Source organism: Siccirubricoccus sp. G192 (genome assembly GCF_019084075.1).
Lineage (GTDB): Bacteria > Pseudomonadota > Alphaproteobacteria > Acetobacterales > Acetobacteraceae > G192.
On sequence record NZ_JAHREN010000001.1, the window covers coordinates 2,495,058 to 2,516,948 of the forward strand.

Below are 21,891 nucleotides of genomic sequence, written 5' to 3' on the forward strand. Positions count from 1 at the left end.
CGCCGCCGCAGGGCAAGGAGATGGGTGGATGAGCGAGACGGGCGGCGGCGGCCGGAAGCGCGGCGGGTTGTTCGATGATCTGGCCGGGGTCGCGGGCGGGGCCTTCTCGGCGCTGGCCGGGCTCAGGACGGAAATGGAGGCCATGGCGCGCAGCCAGGCCGAGGCCCTGGTGCAGCGCCTGGAGCTGGTGCGGCGGGAGGAGTTGGACGCCGCCCTCGAGGTCGCCCGCCGGGCGCGGGAGGCCGGGGAGGCGCTGGAGGCCCGGGTGGCGGCGCTGGAAGCGCGGCTCGGCATGCAGCCGCCCCTTGGACCCGAGGCCGCCGCCATGGCGGCGGGCGAGACGATCCAGCCGCCGGAAGCCTCGGGGGCGGCGGGGGTTGCGGCCACGGCGCCGGAGGATACGGTGCCGCCGGTGGCCCGGGACCCCGGCCCGGTCGCCTGACCGGCGGCCCGGATTCGCCGGCCCGGGCTGCGGGCGTTGGCCGGAACGCCAGGCGGACCCGTTGCAACCCGGGGTCTTGCGGCGGCGTTTCGCAACTGCGTAGTCTATAGGTGGTGGTGGCCCTGCGCCGATTCCCCCAAGACTCGGTATCGGGAAAGCCACCACGACGAGAGAGGAGGTGCCGCGATGTCAGGCTTGCTGGCCCATGACCGCGAGCGTGCGACCAACCCCCCTCGACGTTCTCGAACAGATCGTCGCCGCCAACGAGTGGGCCTTCGAGCGCCGCTCCGATGGCGAGATGGCGGCCGAGGCGCCGGGCAAGTGGTGTGACTACGGGCTGTTCTTCTCCTGGTCGCCGGAGATCAGCGCCATGCATTTCTCCTGCGCCTTCGACCTGAAGGTGCCGCCGGAGGGCCGTGGCAAGCTGTTCGAACTGCTGGCCATGGCCAATGAGAAGCTCTGGATCGGCCATTTCGGCCTGGAATCGGAGGATGGGGTGCCGGTCTTCCGCCACTCCGTCCTGCTGCGCGGCGCCCCCGGCGCCTCGGCCGAATCGCTGGAGGACATGGTGGATATCGCGCTGACCGAGTGCGAGCGCTTCTTCCCGGCCTTCCAATTCGTTCTCTGGGGCGGCAAGGCGCCGGGGGATGCCTTGCAGGCGGCCATGCTCGATTGCGTGGGCGAGGCCTGAGCATGGCCGGGGGTGGACTGCCGCCGCTGCTGCTGGTCGGCTGCGGCAAGATGGGCGGCGCGATGCTGGCCGGCTGGCTGGAACGTGGCCTGACGGAAGCTGTGGTGGTGGAGCCGAATCCCGCCGCCGCCGCGGCTTTCGCCGGCAAGGTCACGGTGGTCCCGGAGGCCGGCGCCATTCCGCCCGGCTTCCGCCCCGCCGCCGTGGTGTTGGCGATCAAGCCGCAGGAGGCGGCGGCGACCCTGCCGGGATTCGCCCGCTTCGCCACCGGCGATACGGTCTTCGTCTCCATCATGGCCGGCCGGCCGGTGGCCGGGATGCGGGCGGCGCTGGGTGGCGGGGCGGCAGTGGTCCGCGCCATGCCGAATACCCCGGCGGCGGTGCGGCAGGGCTTCACCGTCGGCTTCCCCGGCCCCGGCGTGACCGCGGCGCAGCGGGCGCTGGCGGATTCGCTGCTCGGCGCCATCGGCGAGGTGGCCTGGGTGGAGCAGGAGGCGCTGATCGACCCGGTGACGGCGGTCTCCGGCGGCGGCCCCGCCTATGTCTTCCTGCTGGCCGAGGTGATGGAGGCGGCGGCGATCGAGCAGGGCGTGCCGGCCGACCTCGCCCGCCGGATGGCGCGGGCCACGGTGGCCGGCTCCGGCGCCCTGCTGGCGGCCAGCACCGAGGATGCGGCGGCGCTGCGCCGCGCCGTCACCAGCCCCAAGGGCACGACGGAACGGGCGCTCCAGGTGCTGATGGGGCCCGATGCCTGGCCCGCCCTGATGTCCCGCGCCATCGCCGCCGCGACGGAGCGGTCGCGCGAATTGGCGGGGTGAGGCGGGGCCGGGCCTGCGGCGCGGGGCAGGGTCGCCCTTCCGATCCGGCCGCGCAGGCCCATACTTGCGGGCGGGCCGAGCGGCACCGTGGGTGAATCGGCCAGGCAACAGGATACCGGCATGAGCGAAACCGCAACCGACCCCGAATCCCGCCTGGTCGCCGCGCTGTGGCAGGTGGTGGCGGAGCATGGCTGGCACGGGCTGACCATGCGCCGCATCGCCGCCGCCTCCGGCCTGCCGGTGGCCGAGCTCCGCCGCCGCTGCCCGAGCCCGCTCGACCTGCTGCGGCTGCATGGCCGGCTGATGGACCAGGCGGTGCTGGAAGGCACCATCGAGGGCCAGGGCGGCCAGGCGCGGGACCGCATCTTCGATGTGCTGATGCGGCGGATCGACGCCATGCAGCCGCATCGCGCCGGAATTCTCCGGCTGCTGGAGGATCTGCGCCGGGACCCGCTGCTCGCCCTGCTGCTGCTGGCCGAACTTCCCCGTTCGATGGCCTGGATGCTGGAGGCGGCGGAGGTGGACACCGCCGGGCCGGCCGGGCTGCTGCGGGTGAAGGGCCTCGCCGGCGTCTGGCTGATGACGCTGCGCGCCTGGATGCGGGACGAGACGGTGGACCTCGGCCCCAGCATGGCGGCGCTGGACCGGGCGCTGGACCGGGCCGAGCAGGCGGCGCGGACCCTCCGGCTCGATCCGGGGGGCTGACCGGAAGTTGACTTTGCTGCATCGCAGCAACGCCTTTGACCCAACGTCGCGATCTCGTAGGATCGCCCGGGGACCCGAACCGGGCCCGGCAGGAGGCGATGATGGCGGATCCGAGCGGCAAGCCTGAAACGGACCTGATGCGCATGCTGGCTGATTTCCGCCTGCCCGGCATGCCGGACATGGAAGCGCTCGCCGCGGCCCAGCGCCGCAACATCGAGGCGCTTTCGGCCGCCAACCGGGTGGCGCTGGAAGGCGCCCAGGCGGTGGCCCGGCGGCATATGGAGATCCTGCAATCCTCCATGGCCGAGATGACCGAGGCCATGAAGGCGATGAGTTCGCAGGAGGCGCCGCAGGCCAAGGCCGCGCGCCAGGCCGAGATGATGAAGGCCGCCTATGAGAAGGCGGTGGCCAACATGAAGGAAGTGGCGGACCTCATCCAGAAGTCCAATACCGAGGCGCTTTCCGTGCTCAACCGCCGCTTCACCGAGGCGATGGACGAGGTGAAGGCGCTGGCCGGCAAGCAGGGCAAGGCCTGATCCCGCCCCGCCCCGGCGCGGGCGCAGCGGCCCGCGCTGGCCCGGCCTTCCTCAGGCCCGGGTCGCCAGGGCGATGGCCGAGGCCTGGCGGAGCGGTGGCCGGTGCCCCGCCGCGCCGTAGCCGGGGCCGGTGTTGCGCGGCCGGGCGGCGCCGGCGATGGTCTCGATCACCCGCGACTGGATGGTGATGGCGCGTTCCAGCAGGCGCCGGTTCTCGGTGCCGAGATGCTGCAGCCGCGTCGCCAGGTCCTCGGCCGTCTGGCGCACCGGGCCGGCCGCCTGCGCCCCGATCTTCGCCGCGGCGGCATAGGCGGCGGCGAAGGCGTCGGAAGCCTGTATTTTGGCGGTGGCGAGGCCGGCGGCGCGCGGCAGGTCGAGCGCGATCAGCGCCTCGTTCTCGGCCCGCAGGGTCTCGGCCAGGCGGAGGCCGGCGGTGAGCAGGGCTTCCATCATCATGTCGGATTCTCCGGAGGGGTTGGGGTCTCGGCCGCGGCTTGCAGGCGCAGCATCTCGCGCAGCACCATGTCGGCGATGCCGACGCCCTGGGCGCCCGGCGGGCCACTGCGCGCGGCGGCGCCGGCCATGGCGTCCAGCAGCATCGGCCGCCACTGGCTCTCCGCCGCGCCGCCACCGAATGCGGAGCGGCTCATGTCCACCGTGGCGAAGGCCGGGGCGAGCAGTTGTGAGAGGGCCTGGGCCTCGAAGGCCTGGGCGGCCTGGCGCAGCCGCGGCGGGGCGGCGGCAAGCTGGGCCTGGGTGATCGGGCCGGGCATCAGCGCAGCTCCGGTTCGGATTGCCGCGTAGCCCGGCGCAGCCGGGCGAAGCCCAGACAACGTGTCGCCCGGCGCGGCCGGGCGAAGCCCTGGAGATAGCGTTGCAGGCCGGGCATCAGCGCAACTCCAGTTCGGACTGCAACGCGCCCGCGGCCTTGATGGTCTGCAATATGGAGATCAGGTCGCGCGGGCCGACGCCGAGCGCGTTCAGCCCGCGCACCAATTCCTGCAGGGTGATGCCGCCGCGCAGGACGCCGAGGCGGCGTTCCGCCTGGTCCTCCACTTCTATGTTGGTGCGCGGCACCACCACCGTGTCGCCATTGCCGAGGGGGTTCGGCTGGCTCACCTGCGGCGTCTCGGTGACGCGGATGGTGAGGTTGCCCTGGGCGATCGCCACGGTGGAGACCCGCACATTGGCACCCATCACGATGGTGCCGGAGGCTTCCTCGATGATGACGCGGGCCACCTGGTCCGGCTCCACCCGCAACTGCTCGATCTCGCCAAGGAAGCTCACGGGGTCGCGCCCCGCCAGGGCGAGGGCGACGGTGCGCGGGTCGGTCGCGGTGGCGAGCTGGGCGCCGGCGGCGCGGTTGATCGCGGCGGCGATGCGGCGCGCGGTGGTGAGGTCGGGGTTGCGGAGCGACAGCCGCATGCTGGTGCGGCCGGCCAGCGCATAGGGAATCTCGCGCTCGACGATGGCGCCATTGGCGATGCGGGCGCTGGTCGGCACGCCGCGCTGGAGGCTGGCGCCGGCGCCGCGGGCGGCGATGGCGCCGGTGGCGACGGCGCCCTGGGCCACCGCGAAGACCTCGCCATCGGCGCCGAGCAGCGGCGTGACCAGCAGGGTGCCGCCCATCAGGTTGGTGGCATCGCCCAGCGCCGAGACCGCGACATCGATCCGGCTGCCCGGCCGGGAGAAGGCGGGCAGGTTGGCGGTGACCATCACCGCGGCGATGTTGCGGGTATCGAGCTTCGCCTCGTTGTCCCGGGTATTGACGCCGAGGCGCTCCAGCATGCCGACCAGGGATTGCCGGGTGAAGATGGCGGTGCGCAGCCGGTCGCCGGTGCCGGCCAGGCCGACCACCAGCCCGTAGCCGACCAGTTGGTTGTCGCGGACCCCCTCCATATCGGCGATGTCCTTGATCCGCACGGATTGCGCCGCGGCGGGGGCAACAACCGCGTGGAGGGAGAGCAGCGCCATCATGGCCGCTGCCGCCAAGGCGGTCTTCGCCCTTGCGAAAGCAATTTTGGCCACGCTGTCCTCCGTCCCGCAGTCGGGGAGGGTGGTTTGCAACCGGCGTGCCAGGCTTCGGCCCGGCCGGGCGGCCATCGGGGCGGCGGGAGATGCCTCCGGGGCGGCAGGAAGTGCCGCCGCGGGGGCGCGGTTTGCCGCCACCCGGCAAGCACAGGGGGTAGGGCGCAGGAGGCGCGGAGATGCGTGGAGTGGGCAGGGTATCAGGCGGCGGCATCGCCTCGGGGGCGGCGCGGGGCAGTGGCCGGGGCGGCGGCTTCTCGGTGGGGCTGGCGGCGGGCGGGGCGATGCGGGGCGCGGCGGCGGCCGGGGCGGTGGTGCCGCTCGGGCTCGGGATGCTGTCCTTGCAGGAAAGTGGCAGCGGCGCCGAGCGCGATGCCGCCGCGCGCCGCCGCGCCGAGTCGCTGCTGGACGAACTGGACGGGTTGCAGGCGGAGCTTCTGGACGGGCGCCGGGACTCCGGCCGCCTGGCCCGGCTGGCGGCGCTGGAGGAGGGGGAGGCGGGGGCCGATCCAGGGTTGCGGGAGGCGGTTCAAGCCATCGTCCTGCGCGCCCGGATTGAATTGGCCCGGCGCGGCTGGAACGAATCTGCGTCAGTGACGTGAAAGCCGCGCCATTTCAGCAATTTGCCACAAGGCTCCCCTTGGCGTTGGCGCTTTTCCCCCTGTATGGTCCGCCCGACTCCGGGACCGGGTTCCGGGGGGATTGGGGCCGTCCAAACAATGCTCAGCACGTTGCCGCCGGACTACCGTCCTTCGGACGATGAAGAGTTCATGAATCACCAGCAGCAGGCCTATTTCCGCCAGAAGCTGCTGCGCTGGCGCCAGGATCTGCTGCGGGAAGCAGGGGATACCCTGGCCAGCCTTTCGGCCGGCGGCATCGCCGAGGCCGACCTCACCGACCGTGCCAGCGTCGAAACCGACCGGGCGCTGGAGCTTCGCACCCGCGACCGGGCACGCAAGCTGATCTCGAAGATCGACCAGGCACTGGAGCGGATCGAGAACGGCACCTATGGCTATTGCGAGGAAAGCGGCGAGCCGATCAGCCTGAGACGGCTGGAGGCACGGCCGATCGCCACCCTGTCGGTCGAGGCGCAGGAGCGCCACGAGCGCATGGAGCGGGTCCACCGCGACGATTGAGCGGCCCGGTCGTCCGAAGGCGGAGCCGGAGGGCGTGAACCGGCCCGCAAGATACAAGCCGCGGTAGGCGATATCCGCCCCGGCCCGGAGGCGCCAGCCCCGCTGATCCCGCGTGGGATCAGCCGGTGCGGATGTTCCTGGCCCGGATGATGTCGCCCCATTTCCGCGATTCCTGCGCCAGATAGGCGGGCCAGGCTTCCGGCGGGGCGCCGACCAGATTGAGGCCGGCGGCGTCCAGCTTCTCCTTTACCTCCGGCGCGCGCAGGGCCGCGCTGGCCGCCACATAGAGCTTGCGGATTACTGCATCCGGCGTTCCGGCCGGCGCCAGCAGGGCGAAATCGGTCGAGGACTGGAAGCCGGGCAGCCCCGCCTCCGCGATGCTCGGCACATCCGGGGCCAGCGGCGCACGCTCCGTGGTGGAGACACCGAGCGCCCGGATCTGGCCGGTGGCCAGGAAGGGCAGGGCGGTGATGACATCGATGAAGGTCACCTTGGTCTCCCCGGCCAGCAGCGCCTGCGCCGCCGGCCCGCCGCCGCGATAGGGCACGTGCAGCATGCTGATCTTCGCCATGGACATCAGCATTTCGGTCGCCAGGTGGCTGGTGCCGCCGATCCCGGAGGTGCCGAAGGTCAGCACCCCCGGCTGCGCCCGCGCCAGCGCCAGCAACTGCTCCAGGTCCCGCGCCGGCACCGAGGGATGCACGCAGAGCAATTGCGGGCTGGTGGCGAGCAGGCTGATGCCGGTGAAGGCGTGGTCGCTGTCATAGGGCAGCGAGGCGTAGAGATGCGGCGCGATGGCATAGGTGCTGTTGGTGCCGAGCAGCAGCGTATAGCCATCCGGCCGCGCCCGCGCCACGGAGCCATGGCCGAGCGTGCCGGTGGCGCCCGGCCGGTTCTCCACCACGAAAGCCTGGCCGAGATCGGCGGAGACGCGCTGCATCAGGATGCGCGTGAGGGAATCCGAGGAACCGCCGGGCGGCCAGGGATTGACCACCGTCACCGGCCGGTCCGGGTAGCCGCCGGCAGTGCCCTGGCTGCGGCCGGGGCGGGGCAGGGCGGCGAGCATCGGCAGCGCGGCAAGGACGGCGCGGCGGCTGGTTCGGGCGGCGGGCATGGCGCGGCTCCTGCGGGCAGGGGGGGCGGCGGGCGGTGGCGTCGTTACGGCAAGTCCAGCACCAGATTGAGCTGCGCGTCCACCGTCACGCGCGTGGCGGGGCCGATGACGCAGGTGGATTCGCGTTCCTCGACCAGGGCCGGGCCCTGGAATTCCATGCCGGGGCGCAGCGCGTAGCGGTCGTAGACGCCGCATTCCAGCGGGCCATGCCCCTCGAAGATCACGCTGCGGTGGCCGCGCGGCGCGGGGGCGCCGCCGCCCGTGGCCGGGGCGCCGCCGATGCGGATGTCCTGGCCGGGCGCGGCGCAGACCAGGCGCCAGGACAGCGCCTCGATCGGCGCCTCCTCCACCACCCGGCCGAAACGCTCGCGGTAGCTGGCGAAGAAGCTGGCGCGGATGGCCGCCGCATCGGCCTCGCCAAGCGCGATGCCGGGCAGCGGCACCGGGATCTCGAAGCCCTGGCCGACATGGCGCATGTCGGCGGCCGGTTTCAGCACGATCTCCGCCGGGTCGGCGCCGGCTTCCTCCAGCAATTGCCGGCCCTCGGCCGCCATCTCGGCGAAGAGGGCATTGACCCGCGCCCAGTCCAGCCGCTCCAGCCGGCCGACATGGCTGCGCACCATGTCGGTGGCCGGCGGCGCCACCAGGAAGCCGAGCGCCGAGGCGACGCCGGCGCCGAAGGGCACCAGGATGCGCCGGATCTTCAGCAACCGCGCCAGGTTCCAGGCATGCACCGGCCCGGCGCCGCCGAAGGCGATGAGCGCGTATTGCCGGGGGTCGCGCCCCTTCTCGGCGAGATGCATGCGGGTTGCCGCCGCCATGGTCTCATCGACGATGCGTTGCACGCCGAGCGCGGCATCGAGCGGCGCCAGGCCGAGCTGCTCGGCGATGCCATCGGCGAAGGCGCGGCGCACCCGGTCCGGGTCCAGCCGCATCTCGCCGCCGAGGAAATAGGCGGGGTCGAGCCGGCCGAGCAGCAGGTCCGCATCCGTCACCGTGGGCTCGGTGCCGCCGCGGCCATAGCAGACCGGGCCGGGCTTGGCGCCGGCGCTGCGGGGGCCGACCTTCATCAGGCCGGAGCCGGGCTCGACCCGCGCGATGGAGCCGCCGCCGGCGCCGATCTCAATCATGTCCACGACCGAGACCTTGAGCGGCAGCCCGCTGCCCTTGACGAAGCGACGGACGCGGCCGGCCTCGAAATCATATTTGTGGTCGGGCGCGCCATCCTCCACCAGGCACATCTTCGCCGTGGTGCCGCCCATGTCGTAGGAAACCACGCGGTCGAGCCCGGCGAGCTTCGAGAGGAAGGCGGCCGCCATGGCGCCGGCGGCGGGACCGCTCTCGATCAGGCGGATGGGGAATTCCTTCGCCTCCCGCACCGCCGCGATGCCGCCGCCCGAGAGCATGACATAGAGCCTGCCGCCGAAGCCGATACCGGTGAGCTGTTCCTCCAGCCGATCCAGGTAGCGGCGCATGCGCGGCTGCACATAGGCATTGGCGCAGGCGGTGCTGGTGCGTTCGTATTCGCGGATCTCCGGCGCCACCTCGGCCGAGAGGGTGAGGGCGAGATCGGGATAGATTTCGCGGATGATGGCGCCGGCGCGCCTCTCGTGCCGCGGGTCGCGGTAGCTGTGCAGGAAGCCGATAGCCAGCGCCTCGATGCCGCCCGTCTCCACCAGGTCGCGCACTTCCCGCCGCACCGCCTCCTCGTCCAGCGGCAGGAGTTCATTGCCATCGGTATCGAGGCGTTCGGGGATCTCGCGGCGGAGGTGGCGTGGCACCAGGCTCGGCGGCGCTTCCAGGAAAAGGTCGTAGAGGTCGTAGCGGATTTCCCGCCCGATCTCGATGGAATCGCGGAAGCCGGCCGTGGTGAGCAGCCCGACCCGGGCGCCGGTGCGCTCGATGACGGTATTGGTCACCAAGGTCGTGCCATGCACCATGCTGTGCAGGTCGGCCGGGGTGAGGCCGACTTCGCGCAGCACGCGCTGCGTGCCCTCGATGATGGCCTCGGCCGGGTCGTCCGGCGTGGTGAGCAGCTTGCCGGTATGCACCAGGTCGCGCGCCGGGTCGTGCAGCACGAAATCGGTGAAGGTGCCGCCGACATCGACGCCGATGCGGGCGCGGGGCTTCTGAATGGCCATCGCCTCAACCCCGCCCGTAATGGCGCTGCGCTGCGCCTTCGGTGACATAGCCATCGCGCAGGTCGGCGGCCAGCGCCGCGGCATCGCGCTGCGAGGGCGGGCCATAGCCGCCGCCGCCGGCATAGCGCATCACCAGCCGCGTGCCTGGCGCGATCATGGTGCGCGATTTCGGATGCGGGCGCGTGCCGTCGCTCATGCTGATCTCGGCGGCGCCGCCGGAGGCGCCGCCCAGCACGCCGGAGGCCGGGTGGTCGCGCCGGTCCGAGAGCAGCGAGAGGCGGAGCGGTTCGGGCGCGCGCACCTCGATCACCGCCTCCTGGCCGAGGCCGCCGCGATAGCGGCCGGCGCCGCCGGAATCCGGGCGCAACTGCTTCCGCCACACCACCAGCGGCGCGACGCTCTCAAAAGCCTCGATGCTGCCGGCGCCGGCATTGGTGGGGAAGGCGGTGGTGGGCAGCCCGTCGCGATGCGGGCAGGCGCCCATGCCGCCCGAGGCGAAAAGGATCTGGCTGAACCGGTCGCCATTGCGGTCGAGGCCGGAGAACAGTGCCCGCATGGTCGGCGCGCCGCCGCATTCGGCGATGACCTTGTCCGGCAGCACATCCGCCAGCGCCTTGTAGATGGCGCCTGCCAGCAGGTGGCCGGTCAATTGCCGGGCGCTGCAGGGCGCCGGGAAGCGCGGGTTCAGGATGCTGCCCTCGGGCGCCAGCACCTCGATGGCGCGGTAGCTGCCCTCATTGCGCGGGGTGAAGGGATCGAGCGCGCATTTCACCGGATAGACCGAATAGGCATGGGTATAGTTCAGGACGCAGTTGATGCCGCGGTCGATCTGCGGCGAGGTGCCGGCGAAGTCGATCACCATGCGCTCGCCGCTGACCGTCACCGCGCATTGGATGCGGGTGATCGCCTCGTCGAATCCATCCGCCTCGATGCTGGAACGGTAGGTGCCGTCCGGCACGGCGCCGATCGCCAGGCGCATGGCGCGGTCGGCCCTGGCATGCAGGGCGCGGCCGAGGCCCTGGAGGTCCGCGAGGCCGGCATCCTCCAGGAATTCCGCGACGCGGCTGGCGCAGACCTGGTTGGAGGTGAGCTGCGCCTCCAGGTCGCCCATCACCTGGTTCGGCACCCGGACATTGGAAAGGAAGAGCTCGACCAGCTCCTCGTTCCGCACGCCTTCGCGCAGCAACCGCGTCGGCGGGATGCGGATGCCTTCCTCGAAGACCTCCCGGCAATCGGCGGACCAGAGCGCGCCGCCGACATCCGGCGAATGCGCGATGCAGCCGGCGAAGCCCACCAGCCGGTCGCGGTGGAAGATCGGCGTCACCGCGGTGATGTCGGGCAGGTGGCCGGTGGCGAGCCAGGGGTCGTTGGTGATGACGCAATCGCCGGGGCGCCAGGTCCCGGCCGGGAATTTCGCCAGGAAATGCTTGGTGGTGCGCGGCAGGATGCAGGAGGAAGCTGGCGATGCCGCCGGTATTCTCCGTCACGCTGTCGCCATTGGCGTCCATCAGCACCGTGGCGAAATCATTCGATTCACGGACGATGGTGGAGAAGGCGGTGCGAAGCAGTGCTGCCGCGGCCTCATCGGCGATGGAGATCAGGCGGCTCCAGAGGATTTCCAGGGTGATCGGATCGAAGCCCTCATCGGTGCCGTCTGCCATCGCGCATCCCTCCGTCGCCACGGGGAGGCTAGAACCGCCGCCCGGGGCCGGCAAGGCGGGTAGCGCCCTCGCGCGAAGCTGCTAGGCTGCGGCGAAACCGGCCTGCGCGCGGGAGGAAAAGCCATGCCGACCATCGAACCCACGGGGCAGATCCTGGGCGCCACCGTGCGCGGCCTCGACCTGGCGCAACCGCTCTCGGATGCCGATTTCGCCGTGCTGCTGCGCGCGCTCGGCGAACATGGCGTGCTGCGCATCCCGGAGCAGCGGATCGAGGCGCGGCATCTCCGCGACTTCTCGCGGCGCTTCGGCCCGATTCAGACCGGCATCGGCGGCAAATTCCACCACAAGGAGGTGCCCGAGGTCGGCATCCTTTCCAATGTGGTCGAGAATGGCGAGCCGATCGGGCTGGCCGATGCCGGGCAGGATTGGCATACCGACATGTCCTATACGGACACCAAAGGCTTCGTGAACGTGCTCTATGCGGTGAAGGTGCCGCAGCGGGACGGCAAGCCCTTGGGCGACACGCTGTTTGCCAATATGCACGCCGCCTATGCCGACCTGCCGCAGGAGGTGAAGACGCGGCTGGCCGGGATGACCGCCACCCACGACTTCAACAAATTCTGGGAGGAGATGCGCCGCCGCCCCGGCAGCGCCCGCGCCCCGCTCACGCCGGAACAGCGTGCCAAGCGGCCGCCGGCGGTGCATCCGGTCTTCATGACCCACCCGATCACCGGCCGCACCGTGCTCTACTGCAACCCCGGCTATGCCGAACGGATCAACGAGCTGGACGAGGCCGAGAGCCAGCGCATGCTCGACTTCCTCTTCGCGCATCAATTGCAGCAGAAATACCTCTATGCGCATCACTGGGCGGTCGGCGACCTGCTGATCTGGGATCATATCGGCACCCTGCACAACGCCATCCCCGATTATGGCCCGGAGGAGCACCGGCTGATGCTGCGCTGCCAGGTGATGGCGGAGAAGGTCTTCGACCCCGCCTTCCAGCGGCAATGGCTGCGCGCGGCCTGAGGGGGAGGCAGGGATGCGCATCGTCAGCTTCGCCACCGCCGCCGGGCCGTCCTTCGGCCTGGTCTCGGGCGAGGGGATCATCGATCTCGGCCGCCGCCTCGGCGCGCGCTTCAGCGGCGTCAAGGCCGTGCTGGAGGCCGGCGCGCTGGACCAGCTCGCGGCGCATGCCGGCGCCGCGCCGGACCTCGCGCTGTCGGAGGTCAGCTTCCTGCCGGCGGTGCCGCAGGACCGCAAGGTGCTGGCGGTCGGGCTGAACTACCGCGCGCATGTGGCGGAATCCGCGGGCCGCGAGGTGCCGGAGAATCCGCGCATCTTCGCCCGCCTGGCCGATACCATCATCGGCCATGGCCAGCCGATGTGGCGGCCGCGCAACTCCACCCACTTCGACTATGAGGGCGAACTCGCCGTGGTCATCGGCAAGCCCGGCCGGCACATCCCCGCAGCGCGGGCGCTGGAGCACGTCGCCGCCTATACCTGCTTCAACGATGGCAGCGTCCGCGACTTCCAGAAGCATTCCGTGACGGCGGGGAAGAACTTCCCGCATACCGGCCCGCTCGGCCCCTGGCTGGTCACGGCGGACGAGATCCCGGACCCGGCCGCCCTCACCCTGGTGACGCGGCTGAACGGCCGCGAGATGCAGCGCACCGGCACGGGCGACATGATCCTCTCGGTGCCGGAGCTGATCGCCTATATCTCCGCCTTCACGCCGCTCTCGCCCGGCGACGTCATCGCCACCGGCACGCCGGAGGGCGTGGCGCATGCCCGCAAGCCGCCGCCCTGGATGGTGCCCGGCGATGTGGTGGAGGTGGAGATCTCAGGCATCGGCATCCTGCGCAACCCGGTGGTGGCCGAGGAAGACGCAGCGTGAATGCCATCGCCCGTGCTGCCCTGCTGGGCTGCGCCGCGCTGCTCGCCTGCGGCCCGGCGCGGGCGCAGAGCCTTTCCATGGCGGTGGGGGCGCCGGTCACTTCCATCGACCCGCATTTCCACAATGTCGGGCCGAACAACACCGTCGCCTCCATCCTCTTCGACAGCCTGCTGCGGATGGATGAGCGCTCGCGGATCGGGCCGGGCCTGGCGGAAAGCTGGAAGCCGGTGGAGGATGGCTGGGAGTTCAAGCTGCGCCCCGGCGTGCGCTTCCACAATGGCGCCGAGCTCACCGCCGATGACGTGGCCTTCACCCTGGCGCGGCTGCCCGATGTGCCGAACAGCCCAGGCCTCTTCACCGCCTATACCAGGCAGATCCAGGCGGTGGAGATCATAGGTCCGCTGACCCTGCGGCTGCGCACCGCCGGCCCGGCGCCGCTGCTGCCGGCCGATGTCTCGCAGGTGGCGATCCTGAACCGCGCCACCCATGCCGGCGCGACCACCGAGGATTTCAACAGCGGCCGCGCCGCCATCGGCACCGGCCCCTATCGCCTGGTCTCCTGGCGCAGCGGCGAGCGGCTGGAGCTGGAGCGGAACGAGCAGCATTGGGGCCCGCGCCCGCATTGGCAGCGGGTGGACTACCGGCTCATCCTGAACGATGCCTCCCGCGTCGCCGCGTTGCTGGCCGGCGATGTGGAGTTCATCGACCAGGTGCCGACCGGCGACATCGCCCGCCTGCGCCGCGACCAGCGCCTCAAGCTGACGGAAGCCGCCAGCCTGCGCCTGGTCTACCTCGCCTTCGACCATCTGCGCGACACGGCCACGCCCTTCGCCACCGACAACGACGGCAAGCCGCTGGCGCGGAACCCGCTGAAGGATCGCCGCGTGCGCCAGGCCCTGTCGCTGGCGATCGACCGCAAGGCGATCGTGGAGCGGGTGATGGAGGGGGTGGCGATCCCGACCGGCCAATTCATGCCGCCCGGCGCCTTCGGCTACAACCCGGATATCCCGGTGCCCGCCGTGGATCTGGAATCGGCGCGGCGGCTGCTGGCCGAGGCCGGCTTCCCGCAGGGCTTCCGTGTGACGCTGCACGGGCCGAACGACCGCTACCTGAACGATTCCCGCATCATCCAGGCGGTGGCGCAGATGTGGAGCCGCGCCGGGGTGCGCACCGCGGTGGAGGCGGCGCCCTATGCGCCCTTCATCAGCCGCGCGAGCCGGCAGGAATTCTCGGCCTTCCTGGTCTCCTGGGGCAGTTCCACCGGGGAGCCGCTGACCGGGCTGCGCGCCACCATGGGCAGCTATGATCGGAGCCGCAGCCTCGGCGCCGTCAACCGCAGCCGCTACTCCAACCCGGCCTATGACGAGGTGCTGCAACAGGCCTCCGTCACCATCGAGGATGCGGCGCGGGACCGCCTGCTGCAACAGGCGACGCAGTTGGTGATGGAGGATGCCGCGATCCTGCCGCTGCATTTCCAGGTCAATGTCTGGGCCATGCGGCGCGGCCTCCGCCATGCCGGAAGGGTGGATGAGCGGACCCGGCCGCAGGATATTTCGCTGGAATAGTGCCCGGCGCCGCCGGGGGCCTGACAGCCGCGCCGCCAGCGTCCAGAATGGCGGCGGAGGATCGCATGACCACATCTTTGATCGGCCGCCGCCCCCTGCTCGCGGCGCTCGCCGCGCCGGCCCTGGCCGCGCCGCGCCTGCTGCGGGCCCAGGGCGGCACCGGGGGCGGCACCGGTTCCGGCTGGCCCAACCGCCCTGTCCGCATCGTCGTGCCCTTTCCGCCCGGCGGCTCCAATGATGTCGTGGCCCGGCCGCTGGCGGAGCGGTTGCAGGCGCGGCTCGGCCAGCCCTTCGTGATCGAGAACCGGCCGGGCGCCGGTGGCGCCATCGGCGCGGGGCAGGTGGCGCAGGCGCCGGCGGATGGTTACACGCTGATGGTCACCTCCTCCTCCTTCGCCACCACCTCGGTGCTGCAGAAGACCCCCCTGGGACCCGGAGGGCAGTTTCGACGCGGTGGCCCTGCTGGCCCGCGCGCCCTTCTTCATCCTGGCCAATCCGAATTTCGCGCCGCGCACCGTGCCGGAGATGGTGGCGCTGGCCCGTGCCAAGCCAGGCAGCATCGATTACGGCACCTCCGGCGCCGGCGGCATCAACCACTTCATCACCGAGTATTTCTGCCTGCGCGCCGGCATCCGGATGAACCACATCCCCTATCGCGGCACCGCGCCGGCGGTGACGGACCTGATCGCCGGGCATATCCAGGTGCTGATCACGACGGTCGCCAGCGCCAATTCCGCCATCCGCGAGGGCCGGGTGCGGGTCATCGCCGCCACCGCGCCGGGCGGCGGCCTGCCCGAGGGTGTCGCCCCGGTGCCGACGGTGAAGGAGCAGGGGGTGGATTACGAGGTGGCGATCTGGTGGGGCCTGCTGGCGCCGCGCGGCCTGCCGCCGGAACTCCGCGCCGCGGTGCATGGCGCGGTCAATACCGCGCTCGCCGACCCCGCCATCCAGCGCATCTACGATGCCGAGGGCGCCCGCCCCAGCCCGGTGGGGCCCGAGGAATTCCCCGCCGTGCTGCATGCCGACCTGGCCCGCTGGCGGGAAGTGGCGCGGGCCGCAAATATCCGCGCCGAATGACCATGCCAGCGAACGCGCCCGCACCGCACCGCAAGGGCTTCGACCCCGCCGCCACCGGCGCCCTGCGGGGCCTCCGCGTGGTGGACCTGTCGCGCCTCGTCGCCGGCAACATGCTGACCAAGGTGCTGGCCGACCATGGCGCCGAGGTCGTCAAGGTGGAGCCGCCGGAGGGCGACACGCTGCGCGCCTGGCGTATCCGCGGCGTCTCCACCACCTGGAAGACGCTCAGCCGCAACAAGCACAGCATCTGCCTCGACCTCCGCAGCGCCGAGGGCATCGCCGTGGTCAGGGCCCTGGCGCGGGACGGGGCGATGCTGGTGGAAAGCTTCCGCCCCGGCGTGCTGGAACTGATGGGCCTCGACCCCGCCCTGCTGCTGGAGGCCAATCCGCGGCTGGTGATCGTGCGCGTCAGCGGCTGGGGCCAGGACGGGCCGTACCGGCACAAGCCCGGCTTCGGCACGCTGGTCGAGGGCTATTCCGGCTTCGCCGCGCAGAACGGCTTCGCCGACCGGGAGCCGGTGCTGCCGCCGATGTACATGGCGGATGGCTATGCCGGGCTCTACGGCGCCGCCACCGCCATGATCGCGCTGCGCCATGCCGAGGCGACCGGGCAGGGCCAGGTGATCGACCTCTCGCTCTTCGACCCGATCTTCACCATGCTGGAACCGCAGATGGCGAATTGGCGGCTCACCGGGCAGGTGAAGCCGCGCACCGGCAGCCGCAGCACCAATGCGGCGCCGCGCAACGCCTACCGCACCAGCGATGGCGGCTGGGTCTGCCTCTCCGCCTCGACCCAGGGCATGACCGAGAAGCTGTTCATCGCCATGGACCGGCCGGACATGATCACGGACCCGCGCTTCCGCAGCAATGCGGACCGGGTGCGGCACGGCATCGAGCTCGACCGCATCGTCGCCGAGTTCATCGCCGCGCGCAGCCTGGAGGAGACGCTGGCGCATTTCGACCGGGCCGGCGTCACCATCGGCCCGATCATGGATGCCGAGCGGCTGGAGCATGACCGCTACGTGATCGAGCGCGAGGCGGTGATCGAGGTGCCGGATGCCGAGATGCCGGGCGGCTGGCTGCCCATGCATGGCCAGGTGCCGCGGCTCTCCGGCACGCCCGGCATCCTGGCCCGCCCGGCGCCGCGCCTCGGCGAGCACAATGGCGCCATCCTTGGGCCCGTGCTGGGGGAGGCGGAGCTGGCCCGGCTGCGCGCCGCCGGCGTGGTGCGCGACCCGGCAACGGAACCGGCGGCGCCCTGACAGGCTTATCGCCGCATCCGGGGCCGGAACACCGGCGGCCGGGGCAGGAGATCGGCCATGCGGCTGGGCGGCGAGCGCGAAAGTGGCAATATCGAGGACCGCCGCGGCGGCGGGGTGCCGATCGGCGTCGCCGGCGGCGGCATCGGCACCATCGTGCTGGTGGTGCTGGCGCTGCTCTTCGGCGTCGATCCGCGCGTGGTGCTGCAGGGCGGCGACGACACCGGGCAGATGCAGGCCCCGACCGCCCGCTACGATGCGCCGCCACCGGCGGGCCAGCAGGACGGGATGCGGCGCTTCGTCGCCCAGGTGCTGGCGACCACCGAGGATGTCTGGGGCGCCGTCTTCCAGGCCAATGGCCGCCGCTACGTGCCGCCGCATCTGGTGCTGTTCAGCGGCGCCGTGCAATCGGCCTGCGGCACCGCGAGCACCGCGGTCGGGCCCTTCTACTGCCCGGGTGACCAGAAAGTGTATCTGGATCTCGGCTTCTTCCGCGACATGGAGCGCAAGCTGGGCGCCCCGGGCGATTTCGCGCAAGCCTATGTCATCGCGCATGAGGTCGGGCACCACGTGCAGACCCAGCTTGGCATCACCCAGCGCGTGGAAGCCCTGCGCGCCCGCGCCGCCTCGCCGGCGGAGGGCGCCGCGCTTTCCGTGCGGGTTGAATTGCAGGCGGACTGCTTCGCCGGCGTCTGGGCCAACCACGCCGACCAGGCGCGCAACATCCTGGAGCGCGGCGATATCGAGGAGGGCATGAACGCCGCCGCCGCGGTGGGCGACGACCGCCTGCAACGCCGCGCCCAGGGCTATGTCGTGCCGGAGAGCTTCACCCATGGCAGTTCCGCGCAGCGGGTGCGGTGGTTCCGCCGCGGGCTGGAAACCGGTGAGGTTCGCCAGTGCGACACCTTTGGCACGGACCGGTTGTAACGGAACGCTTCGGCTGACCGCCCGTTAAGGGAGCCTCTGGCGGGCAAGGCCCGCGACGGGAAATGTCACACGGGAGAAGAATGATGCGATCGACGATCCTTCGCCTCGCTTTGCTGGGCGCAGCGGCTGCCCTGCCGGCCTATGCGCAGACCTCGCCGGCCACGCCGGACCGCAACCCGCCCACCGCCGCGACCGAGAACAGCACCAGGCCCGGCATGACCGCGCCGGCACCCGGTGTCGCGCCCTCGGCCACCACGCCCTCGGCCGATCGCAGCGGCGCCACCACGCCGAACACGGGCACGGAGCGCAGCCAGCGCGCCGTCACCACCGATGACGGCACCCGCACCGCCAATGCGCCGGTGCCCGGCGCCAACAGCTTCACCGAAGGCCAGGCACGCAGCCGCATCGAGGCGGCGGGCTTCAGCGGCGTCGGCGAGCTGCGGAAGGACGACCAGGGAATCTGGCGCGGCCAGGCGCAGCGCGGCGGCCAGTCGGTCGGCGTGGCGCTGGACTACCAGGGCAATGTCTCGACCCAGTGACGGATAGGCCCGGCGGCCGTCCCCCGACCAGCGGCCGCCCCACCGTCCCCAGCACAATGGAGAATCCCCCCCATGGCGACCCGTACCACCGCCCGCCTCTTCGACAGCTATGCCGATGCCTCCGCCGCCGTGCGCGACCTGGAAGCGGCCGGCTTTTCCCATGACAATGTCAGCCTGATCGCCAATACCACCGGCAGCGATTCCGTCACCGGGGCAGCCGGCGACACCGTGGCGGACCGTGACGGCGAGACCAGCACGACCAGCGGCGCCGGCACGGGCGCCACGATCGGCGCTTTGGTCGGCGGCGGCGCCGGGTTGCTCGCCGGGATCGGCGCCTTGGCCATTCCGGGCCTCGGCCCCGTCGTCGCCGCCGGTTGGCTGGTGGCGACCCTGACCGGTGCCGGCGTCGGCGCGGCAGCGGGCGGCCTGCTGGGCGGCCTGACCGGGGCCGGCATCAGCGAGGAACATGCCCATGTCTATGCTGAGGGCGTCCGCCGCGGCGGCACCCTGGTGACGGTGCGCACCGACGAGAACCGCGTCGCCGAGGCCGAAGCCATCATGGCGCGGCACAATGCGGTGGATACCGAGGAGCGTGCCACCAGCTACCGCTCCGGCGGCTGGACCCGCTACGACGAGACCGCCGAGCCCTATTCCGGCATCGGCACCGCCGCCGGTGTTGGCACCACCACCGCCGCCGGCATGATGGGCACGCGGACGACGCCCGGGACGCGGACCGACGCCGCCCTCGGCACCGGCGCGCCGGACGGCACGCCGGGCAATCCGCGGGGCACCATGGTGTCGCGCGGTGTCGACGAGGTGGCGGGCACGAATATCAGCGGCGCGCATCCGGAGAATGAGCGGCGCGGCAGCCTGAGCGGCGCGCCGGATGGCACGCCGGGCAACCCGCCCGGCACGAAGCTGTCGCGCGGCGTCGACGAGGTGGCGGGCACGAATATCAGCGGTGCGCATCCGGAGAATGAGCGGCGCAGCAGCCTGGGCGGCGCGCCGGACGGCACGCCGGGCAACCCGCCCGGCACCATGGCGTCGCGCGGCGTCGATCAGGCGGCCGGCACCAATGTCAGCGGCGCCTATCCCGGCAATGACCGGCGCACCGGTGCTGGCACGTCCACCAGCGCCCCGGACGGCACGCCGGGCAACCCGCCGGGCACGAAGCTGTCGCGTGGCGTGGACGAGGTCGCGGGCACCAATATCAGCGGTGCGCATCCGGAGAACGAGGATGGCACGCGCCGGAACCCGCCCGGCACGGCGGCGGAGCGGGCCACGGACCGGGCGCTCGGCACCAATACGAGCGGCACGAACCCGACCCGGAACCCAAGCCGGTAGAAATCGGCCAGGACGAGAGGCGGCCGGCGGAGCGATCCGCCGGCCGTGTCGCGACCGGCACCCAATCCGGCGCGCGCGAGCAACCCGCGGGCTCGCACCCTTTCAGGCGCGCGAGCAACCTGCGGGCTCGCACCCTATCCAGCGCGCGCGAGCAACCTGCGGGCTCGCGCGACCACCGGCTCATCGATCATCTGACCCTCGAAGCTAACGGCGCCGATGCCGCGCGCGATGGCGGCGTCGAAGGCGGCCACCATGCGCCGGGCGCATTCGACCTCCTCCGGCCGCGCGCCGTATTCCTCGTTGATCACCGCCACCTGCGAGGGATGAACGCAACTCGCGCAGGCGAAGCCGAGGCTGCGGGAGCGGCGCAGCATGGCGCGGTAGCCCTCCGGGTCCGACAGCCCCGCCACCGTGCCGATGAAGCCGAGCGGCAGGATGCCCGCCGCCCTGGCCGCGATGACGCAGAGCATCTTCGGCACATAGAGCGCATCCGGCGTCGGCTCCATGCCGAGATCGGTGGCGAGGTCCTCGCCCCCGGCGCCGAGCGCCGCCATGCGCGGATCGGCCCGCGCGATCGCCTCCATGGCCGAGAGCGCGGCGGCGGTCTCCACCAGGCCGATCAGCCTGATATGGCCCTGCGGCACGCCGGCGGCGGCCTCGGCCTCGGCGACATGCTCCGCCAGCAGGCGCACATGGTCCGGGCCCATCAGCTTGGTCAGGATCAGCGCATCGGCACCGGCGGCCACCGCCGCGTCGATATCCGGCACCGCCAAGCGCAGCGGCTGGTTGATGCGCACGCAGACCTCAGCGCCGCCCTGCCGCACCATCGGCACCGCCGCGGCCAGCGCGGCGCGGGCGGCGGCTTTCTCACCGGGGGCGATGGCGTCCTCGAGGTCGAGGATGATCGCATCGGCGCCGCGGGTATGCGCCTTGGCGACGAATTTCTCCTGCGTCGCGGGCACGTAGAGCAGGGAACGCCACTGGGGCAGCTTGCGCATGGTCAGTCCTTCAGCATTTCGGAGCCCGGCACCAGGCCGGGCGGCAGGGTGGCGACATGGCGGGCGAGCGCGCCGGGCCGCGTCACCCAGAGCCGCTCGCGCTGCGAGAGGATGTGGCGCAGCGCCTCGCGCAATGGCCGAAGCCGGAAAGGCTGGCCGGTGATGAAGGGGTGCAGCACCACGCTGCAGACCAGCGGGCGGTGGCGCGACTGCTCCAGCATCTCGTCGAACTGGTCCACGATCATCTCGGCGAATTCGCGGCCGGAATGCTGGCGGAAGACCAGGGCCGGGCTGTCGTTCAGCTCGACGGAATAGGGCACGGAAAGGATCGGCCCGGCGCGCGTCCGCATCCAGAAGGGCTGGTCGTCCGCCGGCCAGTCCATGACATAGGAGAAGCCCTCCTCCCGCAGCAGGTCCAGGGTGGCGGGGCTCTGCGCGATATAGGGGCCGAGCCAGCCGGCGGGCGCGCTGCCGCTGTGGCGGCGGATGCCCTCGCGGCTTTCGGCGATGAGGCGGCGCTCATCCTCCTCCCACAGCCCGTCCTGGCGTTCGGCATTGGTGCGGCCATGGCCGACGAACTCGTCGCCGCGGGCCAGCAGGGCGGGGGCGATCTCTGGGCAATGGTCCAGCACGGCGGTATTGACGTTGTGCGCGCAGGGCAGATCCAGCTCGTCCAGCATCTCCAGCAGGGACCAGAGGCCGACGCGGTTGCCGTAGTCCCGCCAGGCATAGTTGCGCTGGTTCTGCGCCGCGCCGGGCTGCGCGCTGTCGCTGCCGAGGCCGGCGCGGAAGGCGAAATGCTCGATGTTGTTGCAGACCAGCAGCGCCAGCCGCGTGCCGTTCGGCCATTCATAGGCGGGGCGATCCTTGATCGCGCTATGGGCATAGCGCCCATGGGCCGGCAGCTTCACGCGGGCTCTCCCTGGATCAACGGCCACCCGATGACCGGAGGGCCGCATGGCCCGGAGGTCTGAATCGGCTGGCGATACCGAACGCTATGGCCCGCCAGGGGGCGG

22 protein-coding genes and 3 pseudogenes are annotated in these 21,891 nt (G+C 71.9%); 16 read left to right on the top strand and 9 right to left on the bottom strand.

The genetic code is table 11. From position 1 onward, the window contains the following. Nucleotides 1-28: 28 nt before the first annotated feature. The 5 genes from KSF81_RS11910 (at nucleotide 29) to KSF81_RS11930 (ending at nucleotide 3,192) form a co-directional block, all read left to right on the top strand. Nucleotides 29-442 carry an accessory factor UbiK family protein gene (locus tag KSF81_RS11910; RefSeq protein ID WP_217379164.1) on the top strand — a complete coding sequence of 138 codons (414 nt, stop codon included), beginning with the start codon at nucleotides 29-31 and terminating at the stop codon, nucleotides 440-442. A gap of 205 nt (nucleotides 443-647) precedes the next feature. Beyond that, nucleotides 648-1,133 (top strand): YbjN domain-containing protein, encoded by a 486-nt coding sequence (locus KSF81_RS11915; RefSeq protein WP_217379165.1) that lies wholly within the window; start codon nucleotides 648-650, stop codon nucleotides 1,131-1,133. A 2-nt stretch (nucleotides 1,134-1,135) separates the two neighbouring features. Beyond that, complete coding sequence (gene proC / locus KSF81_RS11920; protein ID WP_217379166.1) at nucleotides 1,136-1,951, top strand: pyrroline-5-carboxylate reductase; 816 nt, start codon at nucleotides 1,136-1,138, stop codon at nucleotides 1,949-1,951. 120 nt (nucleotides 1,952-2,071) lie between these two features. Further along, the gene (locus KSF81_RS11925; protein ID WP_217379167.1) at nucleotides 2,072-2,656 is read left to right on the top strand and encodes a TetR/AcrR family transcriptional regulator; all 585 of its coding nucleotides are present in this window, start codon (nucleotides 2,072-2,074) and stop codon (nucleotides 2,654-2,656) included. A 101-nt stretch (nucleotides 2,657-2,757) separates the two neighbouring features. Beyond that, entirely contained in the window at nucleotides 2,758-3,192 is a 435-nt protein-coding gene (locus KSF81_RS11930) for a phasin family protein (RefSeq protein WP_254453477.1), read from the top strand. A 51-nt stretch (nucleotides 3,193-3,243) separates the two neighbouring features. On the opposite strand, the gene KSF81_RS11935 is transcribed toward KSF81_RS11930, so the two are convergent. From KSF81_RS11935 to KSF81_RS11945, 3 genes are all read right to left on the bottom strand, one after another. Continuing rightward, nucleotides 3,244-3,648, bottom strand: a complete 405-nt coding sequence (locus KSF81_RS11935; protein ID WP_217379168.1) for a hypothetical protein — start codon at nucleotides 3,646-3,648, stop codon at nucleotides 3,244-3,246. Further along, a complete protein-coding gene (locus tag KSF81_RS11940) occupies nucleotides 3,645-3,965 on the bottom strand; it encodes a rod-binding protein (RefSeq protein WP_217379169.1) in 321 nt (106 codons plus the stop codon). Before KSF81_RS11940 ends, KSF81_RS11935 begins: the two co-directional genes overlap by 4 nt. A gap of 115 nt (nucleotides 3,966-4,080) precedes the next feature. Then, entirely contained in the window at nucleotides 4,081-5,169 is a 1,089-nt protein-coding gene (locus KSF81_RS11945) for a flagellar basal body P-ring protein FlgI (protein WP_217381665.1), read from the bottom strand. Nucleotides 5,170-5,399: 230 nt separating this feature from the next. Between KSF81_RS11945 and KSF81_RS11950 the strand changes: the two genes are divergently transcribed. Together KSF81_RS11950 and dksA are read left to right on the top strand one after the other, a co-directional pair. Then, nucleotides 5,400-5,822, top strand: a complete 423-nt coding sequence (locus KSF81_RS11950; RefSeq protein ID WP_217379170.1) for a flagellar assembly protein FliX — start codon at nucleotides 5,400-5,402, stop codon at nucleotides 5,820-5,822. Between the two features lie 117 nt (nucleotides 5,823-5,939). Beyond that, complete coding sequence (gene dksA, locus KSF81_RS11955) at nucleotides 5,940-6,356, top strand: RNA polymerase-binding protein DksA (protein WP_217379171.1); 417 nt, start codon at nucleotides 5,940-5,942, stop codon at nucleotides 6,354-6,356. Between the two features lie 118 nt (nucleotides 6,357-6,474). Here the strand turns inward: dksA and KSF81_RS11960 are convergent, their stop codons facing one another. The 4 genes and pseudogenes from KSF81_RS11960 to KSF81_RS32075 all read right to left on the bottom strand — a co-directional run. After that, nucleotides 6,475-7,470: a tripartite tricarboxylate transporter substrate binding protein gene (locus KSF81_RS11960; RefSeq protein ID WP_254453478.1), complete on the bottom strand. Its 996-nt coding sequence runs from the start codon at nucleotides 7,468-7,470 to the stop codon at nucleotides 6,475-6,477. Between the two features lie 44 nt (nucleotides 7,471-7,514). Beyond that, nucleotides 7,515-9,611 (bottom strand): hydantoinase/oxoprolinase family protein, encoded by a 2,097-nt coding sequence (locus KSF81_RS11965; RefSeq protein WP_217379172.1) that lies wholly within the window; start codon nucleotides 9,609-9,611, stop codon nucleotides 7,515-7,517. A gap of 4 nt (nucleotides 9,612-9,615) precedes the next feature. Then, entirely contained in the window at nucleotides 9,616-11,088 is a 1,473-nt protein-coding gene (locus KSF81_RS11970; protein WP_217381667.1) for a hydantoinase B/oxoprolinase family protein, read from the bottom strand. Then, nucleotides 11,072-11,272: pseudogene (locus KSF81_RS32075) on the bottom strand (hydantoinase B/oxoprolinase family protein); the annotation flags it as partial. The pseudogene KSF81_RS32075 and the gene KSF81_RS11970, both read right to left, overlap by 17 nt. Before the next feature lie 123 nt (nucleotides 11,273-11,395). Here KSF81_RS32075 and KSF81_RS11980 point away from each other — a divergent pair. The 9 genes and pseudogenes from KSF81_RS11980 (at nucleotide 11,396) to KSF81_RS12010 (ending at nucleotide 19,877) form a co-directional block, all read left to right on the top strand. Further along, nucleotides 11,396-12,298, top strand: a complete 903-nt coding sequence (locus KSF81_RS11980) for a TauD/TfdA family dioxygenase (protein WP_217379173.1) — start codon at nucleotides 11,396-11,398, stop codon at nucleotides 12,296-12,298. Between the two features lie 13 nt (nucleotides 12,299-12,311). Then, nucleotides 12,312-13,166 (top strand): fumarylacetoacetate hydrolase family protein, encoded by an 855-nt coding sequence (locus KSF81_RS11985; RefSeq protein ID WP_217379174.1) that lies wholly within the window; start codon nucleotides 12,312-12,314, stop codon nucleotides 13,164-13,166. After that, on the top strand, nucleotides 13,163-14,731 hold the full coding sequence (locus KSF81_RS11990; protein ID WP_309139545.1) for an ABC transporter substrate-binding protein: 1,569 nt from the start codon (nucleotides 13,163-13,165) through the stop codon (nucleotides 14,729-14,731). Before KSF81_RS11985 ends, KSF81_RS11990 begins: the two co-directional genes overlap by 4 nt. A gap of 65 nt (nucleotides 14,732-14,796) precedes the next feature. Beyond that, nucleotides 14,797-15,126, top strand: a pseudogene (locus KSF81_RS32080) (tripartite tricarboxylate transporter substrate-binding protein); the annotation flags it as partial. 31 nt (nucleotides 15,127-15,157) lie between these two features. Then, a pseudogene (locus KSF81_RS29560) lies at nucleotides 15,158-15,808 on the top strand (Bug family tripartite tricarboxylate transporter substrate binding protein); the annotation flags it as partial. Next, on the top strand, nucleotides 15,805-17,070 hold the full coding sequence (locus tag KSF81_RS29565; RefSeq protein ID WP_254453479.1) for a CaiB/BaiF CoA-transferase family protein: 1,266 nt from the start codon (nucleotides 15,805-15,807) through the stop codon (nucleotides 17,068-17,070). The pseudogene KSF81_RS29560 and the gene KSF81_RS29565, both read left to right, overlap by 4 nt. A gap of 57 nt (nucleotides 17,071-17,127) precedes the next feature. Then, nucleotides 17,128-17,994: a neutral zinc metallopeptidase gene (locus KSF81_RS12000; protein WP_217379176.1), complete on the top strand. Its 867-nt coding sequence runs from the start codon at nucleotides 17,128-17,130 to the stop codon at nucleotides 17,992-17,994. Between the two features lie 83 nt (nucleotides 17,995-18,077). Next, nucleotides 18,078-18,533: a hypothetical protein gene (locus KSF81_RS12005; protein WP_217379177.1), complete on the top strand. Its 456-nt coding sequence runs from the start codon at nucleotides 18,078-18,080 to the stop codon at nucleotides 18,531-18,533. A 72-nt stretch (nucleotides 18,534-18,605) separates the two neighbouring features. Then, nucleotides 18,606-19,877: a hypothetical protein gene (locus KSF81_RS12010; RefSeq protein WP_217379178.1), complete on the top strand. Its 1,272-nt coding sequence runs from the start codon at nucleotides 18,606-18,608 to the stop codon at nucleotides 19,875-19,877. Nucleotides 19,878-20,011: 134 nt separating this feature from the next. Here the strand turns inward: KSF81_RS12010 and KSF81_RS12015 are convergent, their stop codons facing one another. Next, the gene (locus KSF81_RS12015) at nucleotides 20,012-20,875 is read right to left on the bottom strand and encodes a CoA ester lyase (protein ID WP_217379179.1); all 864 of its coding nucleotides are present in this window, start codon (nucleotides 20,873-20,875) and stop codon (nucleotides 20,012-20,014) included. 2 nt (nucleotides 20,876-20,877) lie between these two features. Continuing rightward, nucleotides 20,878-21,786: a polysaccharide deacetylase family protein gene (locus tag KSF81_RS12020; protein ID WP_309139546.1), complete on the bottom strand. Its 909-nt coding sequence runs from the start codon at nucleotides 21,784-21,786 to the stop codon at nucleotides 20,878-20,880. Nucleotides 21,787-21,891: the final 105 nt, after the last annotated feature.